This is a genomic window from Psychrosphaera sp. B3R10 (assembly GCF_018861025.1).
GTDB lineage: Bacteria > Pseudomonadota > Gammaproteobacteria > Enterobacterales > Alteromonadaceae > Psychrosphaera > Psychrosphaera algicola.
Genome location: NZ_JAHKQH010000001.1, coordinates 69,868 through 82,349, shown reverse-complemented (window position 1 = coordinate 82,349; position 12,482 = coordinate 69,868). Strand labels below are relative to the sequence as shown.

Here is a 12,482-nt window from a genome sequence, read left to right as displayed (position 1 = left end):
ATTCCTTTTTGAATTTAGCTAATTATCTAGTCCGTATAGTGACGTTGAATATCTCTTATTTGTGGCAAACATTCTATAAATAGCGCCATTAAATTAGGATCAAAATGACGACCTGACTCTTTAGTCATAAAGTCAATGGCCCTTTGTTCAGACCATGCCTCTTTATAGGGCCTAACACTTGTTAACGCATCAAATACATCTGCCACCGCAATTATGCGCGACGCGAGTGGAATTTCTTCTTTACTTAACCCTTTTGGGTAGCCGGTGCCATCCCACTTTTCATGATGTGACATCGCAATTTCTTTAGCGAGTTGCAGTAAAGGAGATGGGTGCTCGCCAATAATATCGGCCCCATATTCGGAATGTTTTTTCATTATTTCCCATTCTTCTGGATTTAACCTACCAGGTTTGAGTAAAACGCGGTCCGGGATCCCTATTTTTCCGATGTCATGCATCGGTGCGGCGTTATAAATGAGTTCACACCAATCATCAGGTTTACCAAGTTTTTTTGCTAGAATTTTTGTAAATAAACTCATGCGAATTACATGCATGCCTGTTTCATTATCTTTAAACTCAGCCGCCCGGCCTAGTCTTCTGATAATTTCGACTCTTGTATCATTCAATTCTTTGGTTCTGTCTTGAACGAGCTTTTCAAGTAATCGTGATTGGTCGTAGAGTGAAAGGTGTGTTTTTATTCGAGCAATCACAATGGGCGGACTAACGGGCTTAGATAAGTAATCTACCGCACCTAATTCAAACCCCATTTGTTCATCATGTACATCGGATTTAGCGGAAACAAAAATAATTGGAATTTGTGAAGTTTCGGGATGGCTCTTCAATTGACGACACACATCATAGCCATCCATTTCAGGCATCATAATGTCCAATAGAATTAAGTCTGGTTTATGCTCAGAAAATGCAATTTTTAGCGCCAGGTAGCCATTTAGTGCCGCCTTAATTTTATAGTCTTGCTTTAATATGCCAGACAAAACATCAATATTTTCAGGGGTGTCATCAACAATTAAAATTGTTGCTTTGGCTTCGTCACTCATTTTTCTTCCTTTAAAATAAATATCGACCAGTTAACATTGTCGTACAACATTAATTTGTTTTTTGTAAATGCGCGCAGCGCCAAACTCTAACTTTTTGCTTATACCTTCTTTTAAAACCACAACCTGGTTCGCGCCACGGCGTTAAAAATATATTTGTCTGGCTGTATTCATTCAAAAATAAAGTCGGCAGGTTTATCAATGCTTAACCATAGTGTCATTTAATAGTGTCATTCAACACTTCAACACAACAGCACTTCAACACAACAGCACTAAAGATTTATTTCGGCACAGAATGGATATGCGCCTGCCAATTTAGCATCCATAATCGGTGCTTTGCGTACCAATTAATATTATCTAATGTGTAAGTTATGTTACCGTTTTGGGAATATTAGATTGCAAGTACCTGACAAATATAAATTATTATTCCGGAGTTAGAATCAGCCTCTATTTTGCAGATTGCATACAATCTCATGTTAAATTTACAGCCTTTGCAAATTACCCCAACATTACAATTAAAATTAGAACAAAATTGCGATAAATCAACCAATAACATAAAAAATACTTACTCAGTAATAGGTTTAGCTAAGTTGTAATATTTATAGGTGAATTTAATTTTACTTTAAATAAACAGGGTTTAAATAATGGCCTGTTTTTGTGTTGAAAACACCATAAACAAGGATGAAGCTGTTGAGTATTATTGTGACTTGAATGGGCGTAATTAACTTTGTATGCAATTTGGTAAGTTTTATCCGGAGGTGTTTCTTCTAATTAGTAGCGAGTTAGCATAACGAGTATCACTTGTCAGATACGATATTGACTAAAGTTTCTATGTTATAGGCACCACACGCTTCACAAATTTCTATGGTCTCGACAAAGTCGAGGTTGCGCTCGCCACTTTCATATTTAGAAACGTAGCTTTGTGGTTTGTTTAGTTTTTCCGCCAATTTTGCTTGAGTTAAACCAGACTCATCTCTGAGTTGCTTTAAATATTGTCTCAATTGCTGACGTTTAGGATCCCATATTTTGCTCATCCGCTAAATGTAAAAGAGCAAAGTGTATATCCCATTTTAGGATAAATTTGATTTTATCTATCGATTCCAAAAAAGTGGCGTTTAAAACGAAGAAACTTGAAGAATGGGCAAACTAAGCTTTCAGATAATAGTATAAAGTAATTCGGTTTATTAAATTGGTGGAAACCGTAATAAAAGCCATTAAACAAGCTCGTTTAATAGCTTTTGAAATTCAAATAGTTGAATACTTAAATTAATCTTTTCTAATGTATTCACCGTCAATTGTTGTAGGGCGCTTAGAGCTGTTTTCATCATCTACAGTTTTGTTATTGTCGTTTTGTGCAAAGTCTGGCGTTTGCCCAAACGACGGCCCGAATGGCTGACCGCCGGTTGCGCCACCCACGACTTGAACGCGAGAACCAACCTTTAAATAAACTAAAGTACGAAATAATGGGGTTAGCAATAATAGTCCAAATATATCCGTCATAAAGCCTGGGGTGATTAGTAATACACCAGAAACAAGAATACATACGCCATCAAATATGGCTTTGGCAGGAAGTTGACCTTGGGCTAATTGTTGCTGGATATTCTGCCACGTAGATAAACCCTGCTGCTTAACCAATCGGGTTCCGATAATTGCAGTCAAAATTATGATGAAAAAAGTCCATCCGCTGCCTATCATCGATCCAACTTCGAGCAATAACATTAGTTCAATGAGTGGAATTACAATAAAAATAACAAATAAAGGCATTACGCGTCCTAAAGTTTTATGACCAATTTTACCGAATAGTATTACGTTAATATGGGACATTACCTGTTATATCAAGTATTGTAACGCAGTTGTGTGTAACTGAATGTGTTTTTAGGATCCTTGCATGTTTAAACTTGCCTTAACTACCTGCCCAGATCTTCCGACAGCTCATCAACTTGCTGAGATACTTGTCGAATCTAATTTAGCCGCGTGCGTTAATATAATTCCATCAATTGTGTCCATTTATAAATGGCAAGGCAAAATGGAACAATCACAAGAAACTCAATTAATTATTAAGACAGTTGAAAGAAATGTTGCAAAAATCGAGTCTATATTGGTAGAGCATCATCCCTATGATGTGCCCGAATATATCGTTTTGAACTTCGATACGGGCAGTAAGTCCTACCTAGAGTGGTTAGAACAAAATACAAGTGAGATGTAAAGTTGAATATTATCAATAGTTTGAGTGGAGTTGTACGTTCTTTTTTGGTGCTGAGTTTAATACTTATCAGCACAACATTAAGTGTGAATGCCGAAGATAAGAGCGATCCATTCTCAGCTCTGTTTGGTCAACAGACACAATTTTTGCCGGTAGAAGAAGCATTTGTTTTTAACTTTTCCCAAAACGACGATGAGGTGACATTAAGTTGGGAAATCGCAGATGGTTATTATTTATATGCTGACAAGTTTCAGTTTGCTGCCGACAATTTGACAATTGAAGCAACCGAAAAGCCTGACGCGACCCAAATTGAAGACGAGTTTTTTGGGGTAGTTGATGTATATTTTTTTGAATCGGAAATTAAAGTTACAGTTGCCAATGTAAGTGAAAATGCGGAATTAAAAGTTCGTTATCAAGGCTGTGCAAAAGCAGGTCTGTGTTACCAGCCAATCTCCAAAACCGTCCCCGTCGATAAATTTTCTTCCGCAACTTCAACATCTGATGGATCTTCAACCGCAGCCACGTTTTCTGCTTTGACTGAGCAAAACAAAACGACGTATTTGAACAATGACACTTCAGGGGATTCAACTCAGAATATATTGGCCGATAGATTGAATTCTGAAAATTTTGCATGGGTACTGCTGATCTTTTTTGGACTAGGTGTCGGTTTAGCGTTTACTCCCTGCGTATTCCCAATGTTCCCCATTTTGTCAGGCATAATCGCTGGTCAGGAAAACTTAACAGCGAGAAAAGGGCTATACCTCGCTTTTATCTACGTACAAGGTATGGCTTTAACGTATTCATTATTGGGTCTCATTGTGGCAAGTGCTGGTGCTCAATTTCAGGCTGCGCTGCAACACCCCGCTATTTTAATTTCGGTCAGTCTTATTTTTATCGGTTTAGCAGGGGCAATGTTTGGTTGGTATAACCTACAATTGCCGAGCTCTTGGACCAGTAAGCTTACGCAAGTGAGCAACAATCAAAAGTCGGGGAATGTCGTTGGCGTATTTATGATGGGGTTATTGAGTGGTCTTATTGCCTCACCATGCACCACAGCGCCTTTAACTGGCGCATTATTGTATGTTGCACAAACTGGCGATCTGGTGATCGGCTTTGTGACACTATACGTGTTAAGTTTGGGAATGGGGCTGCCGCTACTGGTCATTGGTTTGTCTGGTGGGAAGTTATTGCCAAAAGCCGGCAACTGGATGAATTTTGTTAAAAATTTATTTGGTTTTATATTGTTAGCGATCCCCGTTATCCTATTAGATCGCTTTGTTGAGTTTCATTGGGTACTGATAACAGCCGGTGTTTGGGTGTTGGCGATGGCCGCTTATTTTCATCACGAATACCTTAACAGTGTTAAAGCCTCGGTTAAAAGTGTTTTTTGGTTGGTGTCTTATGTCTTCCTATTCTTTGGATTGGCGCTTGTGGCCTGGCCTCATTTAAAGTTACTCCCTAATAATGGTGGTGCGATAGCTGAGCATTCAGAGGTCACTTTTGTCAAAGTCGTGTCCATTGCCGACATTGAAAAAGAAATTTTAATCGCAAAGTCTAACGGTCAAGGGGTTATGTTGGATTTATATGCTGATTGGTGCGCAGCTTGCAAGGAATTTGAAGCCTTTACCTTTAGTGATAAACAAGTTCAAAACGAAATGAAAAAATTACGGATGTTGCAGGTTGATATGACTGAAAACAGCGAACTTGATATTGAGATTATGGAAAAGTTTCAAATTTTAGGATTACCAACCATACTATTCTTTGATAATGCAGGGAACGAGCTAGAAAGGCGACGGGTAACTGGGTTTATGAATGCTGAACAATTTAACGCACATTTAAGGGCGACGTTTAACTAGTGACTGAAGAAATTAGAAGTACAAATAAAAGAAATAAAGATAGAGACGCGGAGTCATTAAAGTTTGATTATACTTTGTTGATGTCGTGTCAGCGCTCGGTGGTTGCACTAAATAAAACCTTAGTGCACATACTCGAAGAGGTGGTGGCACCTTATGAATATAAGGTATATTTGAGTTCAGACGGTACGGAGCGAGATCGCTTTTACTTGTTTTCCAGCTCGTCGGGCGCGCTAGAAAACCCACAAGAAATTGATCAGATTAGACAATTTGATTTAGACGAACTTGAACGCGTCGACGAACTTGCCTTAATTGATGAGAACAAAATATTCTACCCTGCGATATTAAATCACCGCTTTTATGCCTGCATTGTTACCGGTATTGACGTGTCTGAAGAAGTCGATGAACAGATCATTTGTATTATGGCTATCTATTGTAATGTACTGATTTTGATCACTGACTCTAAAGTTGATGGGTTAACCCAATTACTTAATCGCAAGAGTTTTGATATTGATTTGGCACTTGAATTACAACGTCCTGATATGGAAAAACGACGCAGCTCAGACGGTGTTGTTGAAGTACTTGAGTCGCACTTGGCAATCATAGATATCGACTTTTTCAAAGCAATCAATGATGAATATGGGCATGTTGTTGGTGATGAAGTATTGGTTGAGTTAGCTGAATTGATGCGGTTGAGTTTTCGCTCCCGCGATGGTTTGTTTCGATACGGTGGTGAAGAGTTTGCCGTTATTTTGCGTGATGTGTCGAGGCAACAAACTAAACGCATTCTAAATCGTTTTTGTAATATGATTGAAAACCACCAATTTAAATCTGTCGATAGTTTAACCATTAGCATTGGATGTTGTGGAATAAATAATGAACTAAACTTGTTACACTTGGTCGAATACGCAGATAAAGCATTATATTACTCGAAAGAAAATGGCCGTAATCGCGTTACTCATTTTGAAGATATAGAATAAAGTAGCGTACTCGGCGCTTAAATATTGAGTATTGGTGCAAATCTGCACCACCAATTAATTCAACTTCGGTCATTAGACCAGTATTTTACTGCTAATTGTATTGAAATCACTATAATGGCGCTCTGCCTATTCAAATCTGGTGTTTTTTTAGTTAAATTACTAATTATAAGTGAATGTTAGATTTTGAATGTATTTTAGGTGAAGAAGGCGACATGATGTCTACAAATAATCGTATTTTACTGTTGAATGGCCCAAATCTTAATTTGTTGGGTAAGCGTGAGCCAGAAATTTATGGCGCCAATACGTTGGCCCAAATTGTTGAAACTTTAGCTGAACAAGCGCAATCACGCAATGTTGAGTTACAACACGTGCAATCGAACAGTGAAGCTGAGCTTATTGCCGCTATTCATAGCGCGATGGGGGAAGTTGATTTTATTGTGATAAATCCTGCTGCTTTTACCCATACAAGTGTTGCAATACGTGATGCGTTGTTAGGTGTGAACATACCTTTTATAGAGGTGCATATTTCAAATGTTCACGCCAGAGAAGAATTTCGTCATAAATCTTACCTGTCGGATGTTGCGGTCGGTGTGATTTGTGGTTTGGGTGTTGATGGTTATCGTTATGCCATCGACAAAGCTCTACATACTATTTTGAAAAATTAATAAGAATTAAATATAGGTATTAAAATGGATATTCGTAAAATTAGAACACTCATCGACATGGTTAAAGAATCTGGTGTTGGTGAAATTGAAATCACTCAGGGTGATGAATCAATCCGTATTTCTGGAACGCCAATTCAAGTTATGCAAGCGGCACCAATGCAGCAAATGCAACAAATGGCACCAGCCGCTCCTGCCGCTCCTGCAGCAGCACCAGTAGCCGCAGCACCTGAAGCTTCTGCTCCTAGTGGTCATCAAGTTCAGTCGCCAATGGTTGGTACTTTTTATCGTGCATCTTCACCAGCTACACCTGCTTTTGTTGAAGTTGGCCAGACGGTTAACGTTGGTGACGTTTTATGTATCATCGAAGCAATGAAAATGATGAACCAAATTGAATCTGACAAAGCTGGTGTAGTTAAAGCCATTCTTGTTGAAAATGAAGATCCAGTTGAATTTGATCAACCATTATTCATCATCGAATAATAGGGGTCACTTATGATAGATAAAGTAGTTATCGCAAACCGTGGCGAAATTGCCCTGCGTATTTTGCGAGCTTGTAAAGAGTTGGGTATCAAAACAGTTGCTGTGCATTCAACCGCTGATAGAACCCTAAAACATGTCTTGTTAGCAGATGAAACCATTTGTATTGGTAAAGCGTCAGCGCAAGAAAGTTACCTTAACATTCCTAGAATTATTGCGGCTGCAGAAGTTACTGACGCTGTAGCTATTCACCCAGGTTATGGATTTTTAGCAGAAAATGCTGATTTTGCTGACCAAGTTGAGCAAAGTGGTTTGATTTTCATTGGTCCAACTGGAGATACTATCCGCCTAATGGGTGACAAAGTATCTGCAATTGAAGCTATGAAAAAAGCAGGCGTACCTTGTGTACCAGGCTCAGACGGCGAGTTAGGCCCTGATGCGGACACCAACAAAGCCATTGCGCGACGTATTGGTTACCCGTTAATTGTTAAAGCAGCAGGCGGCGGCGGTGGTCGTGGTATGCGTGTGGTACGTAGTGAAGCTGAATTGATTGACTCAATTGCCATGACTAAAGCCGAAGCGGGTGCAGCCTTTAATAATGACGTCGTTTACATGGAAAAATTCCTTGAAAACCCTCGTCACATTGAAGTGCAAGTATTAGCTGACGGCCAAGGCAATGCAGTACATTTGGGTGAGCGTGATTGTTCGATGCAACGTCGCCACCAAAAAGTAGTAGAAGAGGCACCAGCACCAGGTATTACACCTGACTTGCGTAAATACATTGGCGACCGTTGTGTTCGTGCCTGTGTTGAAATTGGTTACCGCGGTGCAGGTACATTTGAATTTTTGTATGAAAATGGCGAGTTCTATTTCATCGAAATGAATACCCGTATCCAAGTTGAACATCCTGTTACTGAGATGGTCACTGGTGTTGATTTGATTAAAGAGCAATTGCGCGTAGCTGCTGGTCAGCCTTTATCAATTACACAAGACGATATTCAAATTCGTGGCCATGCTATCGAATGTCGAATTAACGCTGAAGATCCAGTTACATTTATTCCATGTGCCGGTGAAATCAAACGTTTCCATTCTCCTGGTGGTTTAGGGGTTCGTTGGGATTCGCACATTTATACAAATTATAAAGTGCCGCCAAACTATGACTCTATGATTGGTAAACTGATCACTTACGGTGAAAACCGTGGTATCGCTATCAAGCGTATGCAACATGCATTAAACGAGTTGTTAGTTGAAGGAATTAAAACAAACGTTCCTTTACAGAAAGAAATTATGGCAGACGAACATTTCCAAAATGGTGGAACAAACATCCATTATCTTGAAAAGAAACTCGGATTGTAATGTCCCTTTAGAGCTTTGCTTTTGTCAAAAAACCGCGCATTGTTAATTCAATTCGCGGTTTTTTATTTTGTGCTTAAACAATGTTTAGCTTTGTGAGAAATAATGTTTAGTCTTCGCGAGAAATGGGTAAAGTGACAAATCCCTTTTATTAAAGACTAATAAATGTTTATTTCGCGAGTTGAAATTTGATGCCTTATTTTATTTACCTGTTCAAGGTAACCCGCCTTATCATAATTGTCTGAGAGTTTATTCATAAACCCATGAGCATAAGGCACTTTAGATACATCGATATTCATTTTACCTGAAAGCTTTTCGGTTAGCTCCGCCATAGAGAAGTGCTGCTCTTGCTGTGGGAATATCAACTGAATTGGAAATATAGGGGCTACATTAAGATTGTTTCTTATCTGGGAACCGTAATATCCGATGGCGGTAATTTGGTTTTGAGCATCGATAAAGCGGTCAGCGATATTCCAAATAGCGGAAGCCCCAACACTAAAACCTATCAATAAGATTAATGGTTTTTTTTGCTCTGGTGGCTGTTGCAATAGAGCGTTAGAACTGAATTCTCCTATTGCGTGACTTACTGGCATTTGAGCTGCTAATCGGGTTTCTAGGAGGTTTGAGTAAGTTACAAGGCCGACATTGTCAGTGAAATAACGGTAAGCGGAAAGTTCGTTTTCAAACGGTACGAATTGGCCTTGGTAAGGGTCGACAATATCGATGTCTTCTGCATGATCTAAAGTATCAAGGAGATCAGCTACTAGGCTTTCTACCGCGGGGGTACGACCAAATATGTCTGAAACTAATATTATTTTCACCAAAGGCGACCTTTTATGACTTACCATTTATTGATTTAATCGTATCGTAAATTCCCCCTTTCCCCTAGCTTAAACTAACAGAGGGAACGGCATTGTGTAGTCCAAACGTTGTCGGTTATTGAACGGAAATACTTAATATTAAGCCGATGCAAAAGCCTATACATACCCCAATAAATAAAGAGACTTTATTGGGCTGAGGTTTGTTTCTATACCAATGGTGGAATGAGACCGATTCCCCTGCCAACTGTGAGATGGCTCGGCGTTTAACACTTTGGTTTAACTCATGTTCAAAATCCATTTTGAAACCTTATAATTAACTAATCCGTTGTTTTAGGTGGTAGGTCAAAATTCGTTGCCAGACATAAAGAGTACACCCAACTATCCCTGCGACTATTGGCGGCGAATAAAAACAGATACAAAAATACATTATTGCAACAATACTATGAATTAGTAGCTCCAATTTAATGCGTTTAACCGACCCTAATTGAAGGTCTATCAGCTTATTTAAAAGTCCCATAAAATCTCCTTATTTAAATTTGCCGCCACCGAAAGCCAACGTGAATTGAGCTGTTTTAAGTGCCTGCATTGTATTTTCCTTATAAAGTTAATGGAGGCCATCCTTGGCCAAGTGAACTAACTGAATTGTGTGTTCCTTATTCAGTATTTCCATTAAATGTTAGTCGTATCTTCAGTGAAGATCATCTGGACCAAGGTATAGTTTTAAGTGCAGTATTCACCTTGTTGGGTTTGAATATTTTCACTAATTCAGATTTGTTCTTAACGGCCAGTTTTTCGTAGATGTTGCCACAATGAAATTTAACGGTTCGAACACAGATATATAATGCGTCTGCAATATCTTGCTGGCTTTTACCTGTAAGTAGTTGTTGAAAGACTTGTGCTTCGCGTTTTGATAACGCTGTTATTGTGAAAGTTTCCATATTGTTCTCCTTTTAGTATGGAAGTGGTTAGTCAATTTTGACCAGTTGTTTTTTTAAGTTTAAAAAGTTCGAGGTAACGTCGGTTAAACGACCGCCCGAAAGTTCTAATACGCGGTCGCAATGGGCGATGGTTTCTGGCCTATGCGCAACGACAATTTTGGTAACCTTTAAATCATTTAAACTCAGATTAATCTGGCATTCTGAATGAATGTCTAAATGGGCCGATGCTTCATCTAATAGCAAAATTTGAGGCGACTGAAACAAGGCTCTGGCTAATATAATGCGTTGTACCTGACCGCCAGAAAGGGCAACACCCATTTCACCAATAAGAGAGTGATATCCCATCGGCATCTCTATAATTTCGTCATGAATTGCAGCAATTTTGGCGCAATACATGACATGCTCGATATCGTATCGTTCAGAAAATTGTGAAATATTTGCGGCTATCGAGCCCGATAATAATTGATCGTTTTGCATCACACTGCCGACCTGACAGCGGAGTGAATGTGGATTACAGTTTTGTTGGTTAATGCCGTCCCATAGGATCTCTCCAGAATCTGGCGGTAATAATCCCAAAATAACTTTTAATAATGTGGTTTTTCCGCAGCCAGACGCGCCAATAATCGCCACTGATTCACCTGGCTTAACGCTAAGGTTGAGATTGGAAAATAGCCATTTTTCCGTTGGTGAATATCGGTAATTTAGATTCCGTATTTGTAATTCACCACTTAAGGCGGGTAACTGTCGTTGGTGTGCTGTTGACTCCGTGGGCTCTGAAACAAAGTCGGATAAACGGTTTAAATGAATTGATAACGTTTTAAATTCTATAAATTTGTCAACGAGCGCTGCAAACCGTTGTGTTAGCTGAGATTTGTAGGCAATAAAAGCAGTTAACATGCCTAGGCTAAAGGTGGTGTTAGCGTCACTGTTGATAACGAGTTGAGCACCGATAAAGATGACAATGACATTTTCAATACCAAACAGCAGTCCATTAATAATTTGATAAAATAGCTGTAATTTGGATACCCGAATTTCGCTGTTCAACGAACTGATATATAAGTTCTGCCAGATGGATTGACGCTGTGATTCCAAACCAAATAATTTGATAGTCTGAATCGCCCGCATATTTTCCATAAAGCTCGACGACTCAACTGCTCGGTCGTGGATATTTTGTTCTAAGGATTTTTTAAGAGATGAAAAAGAACACAACCGCAGGATCAAATACACCAGCATAGTTGCAACAACGATGGTTGCTAGCGTTGTATTGTACAAATAGATCATGATCAAGGTGCCAATGGCCATAAGACCGTCGACTACACCTTCAACTAGATGATTTGTAATTATCTGCCGGACATTATGCAATGATGAAAAACGAGAAACCAAATCTCCAATAAATCGTTTCTCAAAGAAACCAAGAGGCAGATTAATAACTCGATTAAACAAGCCAAATGCCAGCTGCTTACTCATCGAATTATTTAAATAGATCACCGTAGCGCCGCGCAGTGAGGCCACAGCAGAATTAAATAGGGTTAATCCGCCAAATCCTAATGCGAGAACCACAAGAAATTGACCATCAAAACTGGGCAATACCTGATCGACCACCAGTTGCAGGTAATAAGGAAACGCCAACGTAATAAATTGCAGCATAACAGACAATATGAGCAACTGACTTAAAGGGGATTTGAGCCCATGGCATGCGGCGATAATTTCCCCTAAGGTTAATCGAGGACCACGTTGATCTTGTTTATTAAATTGTTTGTTAGGCGAGAGCTCCAGAGCAATGCCAGTAAAGTGTTTGTTAAATTCTTCAAGGCTCAAACTCACTTCGCCACGCGCTGGGTCAATTATTTTTATGGTCTTTGCATTTACTTGTTTGAGGACCACAAAATGATTCATGTCCCAATGAATAACGCAGGGCAAAGACAGTTTTGTTAAGTCTGAAACTTCCAGTTTTAAGGCTCTGGCCGACAGGTTTATCGCAGCGGCTATGTCGATTAGTTGTTTTAAAGTTGTGCCCTTAAGTGTTTGCGGAAATTTTTGGCGCATGTGGTTCATGTCTGTCTTGTAGCCAAAGTGGTTGGCTATCATCGCGATAGAAGATAGCCCACATTCAGAAGCTTCTGATTGTAAAATGACGTTCATG

General features: G+C 39.3%; 12 protein-coding genes. 6 read left to right on the top strand and 6 right to left on the bottom strand.

Annotated features, from left to right (window positions below):
- Nucleotides 1-26 precede the first annotated feature (26 nt).
- The 3 genes from KO525_RS00390 to KO525_RS00380 all read right to left on the bottom strand — a co-directional run bounded on the left by KO525_RS00390 (nucleotide 27) and on the right by KO525_RS00380 (nucleotide 2,813).
- Entirely contained in the window at nucleotides 27-1,052 is a 1,026-nt protein-coding gene (locus KO525_RS00390; protein ID WP_215961811.1) for a two-component system response regulator, read from the bottom strand.
- A gap of 794 nt (nucleotides 1,053-1,846) precedes the next feature.
- Nucleotides 1,847-2,083, bottom strand: a complete 237-nt coding sequence (locus KO525_RS00385; RefSeq protein ID WP_215961810.1) for a helix-turn-helix domain-containing protein — start codon at nucleotides 2,081-2,083, stop codon at nucleotides 1,847-1,849.
- A gap of 232 nt (nucleotides 2,084-2,315) precedes the next feature.
- Nucleotides 2,316-2,813, bottom strand: coding sequence for an FxsA family protein (locus KO525_RS00380; protein ID WP_215961809.1), 498 nt, complete (start codon nucleotides 2,811-2,813; stop codon nucleotides 2,316-2,318).
- A 124-nt stretch (nucleotides 2,814-2,937) separates the two neighbouring features.
- On the opposite strand from KO525_RS00380, the gene cutA reads away from it, so the two are divergent.
- The 6 genes from cutA to accC all read left to right on the top strand — a co-directional run bounded on the left by cutA (nucleotide 2,938) and on the right by accC (nucleotide 8,583).
- A complete protein-coding gene (cutA, locus tag KO525_RS00375; RefSeq protein WP_215961808.1) occupies nucleotides 2,938-3,255 on the top strand; it encodes a divalent-cation tolerance protein CutA in 318 nt (105 codons plus the stop codon).
- 2 nt (nucleotides 3,256-3,257) lie between these two features.
- Nucleotides 3,258-5,108, top strand: a complete 1,851-nt coding sequence (locus KO525_RS00370; RefSeq protein ID WP_252736510.1) for a protein-disulfide reductase DsbD — start codon at nucleotides 3,258-3,260, stop codon at nucleotides 5,106-5,108.
- Complete coding sequence (locus tag KO525_RS19900) at nucleotides 5,108-6,085, top strand: GGDEF domain-containing protein (protein WP_215961807.1); 978 nt, start codon at nucleotides 5,108-5,110, stop codon at nucleotides 6,083-6,085. Before KO525_RS00370 ends, KO525_RS19900 begins: the two co-directional genes overlap by 1 nt.
- 215 nt (nucleotides 6,086-6,300) lie before the next feature.
- Nucleotides 6,301-6,750, top strand: a complete 450-nt coding sequence (gene aroQ, locus KO525_RS00360; RefSeq protein WP_215961843.1) for a type II 3-dehydroquinate dehydratase — start codon at nucleotides 6,301-6,303, stop codon at nucleotides 6,748-6,750.
- Nucleotides 6,751-6,774: 24 nt separating this feature from the next.
- The gene (accB, locus tag KO525_RS00355; RefSeq protein ID WP_215961806.1) at nucleotides 6,775-7,230 is read left to right on the top strand and encodes an acetyl-CoA carboxylase biotin carboxyl carrier protein; all 456 of its coding nucleotides are present in this window, start codon (nucleotides 6,775-6,777) and stop codon (nucleotides 7,228-7,230) included.
- A gap of 12 nt (nucleotides 7,231-7,242) precedes the next feature.
- A complete protein-coding gene (accC, locus tag KO525_RS00350; protein ID WP_215961805.1) occupies nucleotides 7,243-8,583 on the top strand; it encodes an acetyl-CoA carboxylase biotin carboxylase subunit in 1,341 nt (446 codons plus the stop codon).
- Between the two features lie 155 nt (nucleotides 8,584-8,738).
- Here accC and KO525_RS00345 read toward each other — a convergent pair whose 3' ends face one another.
- From KO525_RS00345 to KO525_RS00335, 3 genes are all read right to left on the bottom strand, one after another.
- The gene (locus KO525_RS00345) at nucleotides 8,739-9,401 is read right to left on the bottom strand and encodes a dienelactone hydrolase family protein (RefSeq protein ID WP_215961804.1); all 663 of its coding nucleotides are present in this window, start codon (nucleotides 9,399-9,401) and stop codon (nucleotides 8,739-8,741) included.
- Between the two features lie 698 nt (nucleotides 9,402-10,099).
- The gene (locus KO525_RS00340) at nucleotides 10,100-10,339 is read right to left on the bottom strand and encodes a helix-turn-helix transcriptional regulator (protein WP_215961803.1); all 240 of its coding nucleotides are present in this window, start codon (nucleotides 10,337-10,339) and stop codon (nucleotides 10,100-10,102) included.
- Between the two features lie 27 nt (nucleotides 10,340-10,366).
- A complete protein-coding gene (locus KO525_RS00335) occupies nucleotides 10,367-12,481 on the bottom strand; it encodes a peptidase domain-containing ABC transporter (RefSeq protein ID WP_215961802.1) in 2,115 nt (704 codons plus the stop codon).
- Nucleotide 12,482 lies beyond the last annotated feature (1 nt).

Coding starts and splice junctions, on each gene's coding strand:
- aroQ (WP_215961843.1), top strand. CDS start 6,301: ATGTCTACAAATAATCGTATTTTACTGTTGAATGGCCCAAATCTTAAT.
- cutA (WP_215961808.1), top strand. CDS start 2,938: ATGTTTAAACTTGCCTTAACTACCTGCCCAGATCTTCCGACAGCTCAT.
- KO525_RS00380 (WP_215961809.1), bottom strand. CDS start 2,813: ATGCCTTTATTTGTTATTTTTATTGTAATTCCACTCATTGAACTAATG.
- KO525_RS00390 (WP_215961811.1), bottom strand. CDS start 1,052: ATGAGTGACGAAGCCAAAGCAACAATTTTAATTGTTGATGACACCCCT.
- KO525_RS00340 (WP_215961803.1), bottom strand. CDS start 10,339: ATGGAAACTTTCACAATAACAGCGTTATCAAAACGCGAAGCACAAGTC.
- KO525_RS00335 (WP_215961802.1), bottom strand. CDS start 12,481: ATGAACGTCATTTTACAATCAGAAGCTTCTGAATGTGGGCTATCTTCT.
- accB (WP_215961806.1), top strand. CDS start 6,775: ATGGATATTCGTAAAATTAGAACACTCATCGACATGGTTAAAGAATCT.
- accC (WP_215961805.1), top strand. CDS start 7,243: ATGATAGATAAAGTAGTTATCGCAAACCGTGGCGAAATTGCCCTGCGT.
- KO525_RS00385 (WP_215961810.1), bottom strand. CDS start 2,083: ATGAGCAAAATATGGGATCCTAAACGTCAGCAATTGAGACAATATTTA.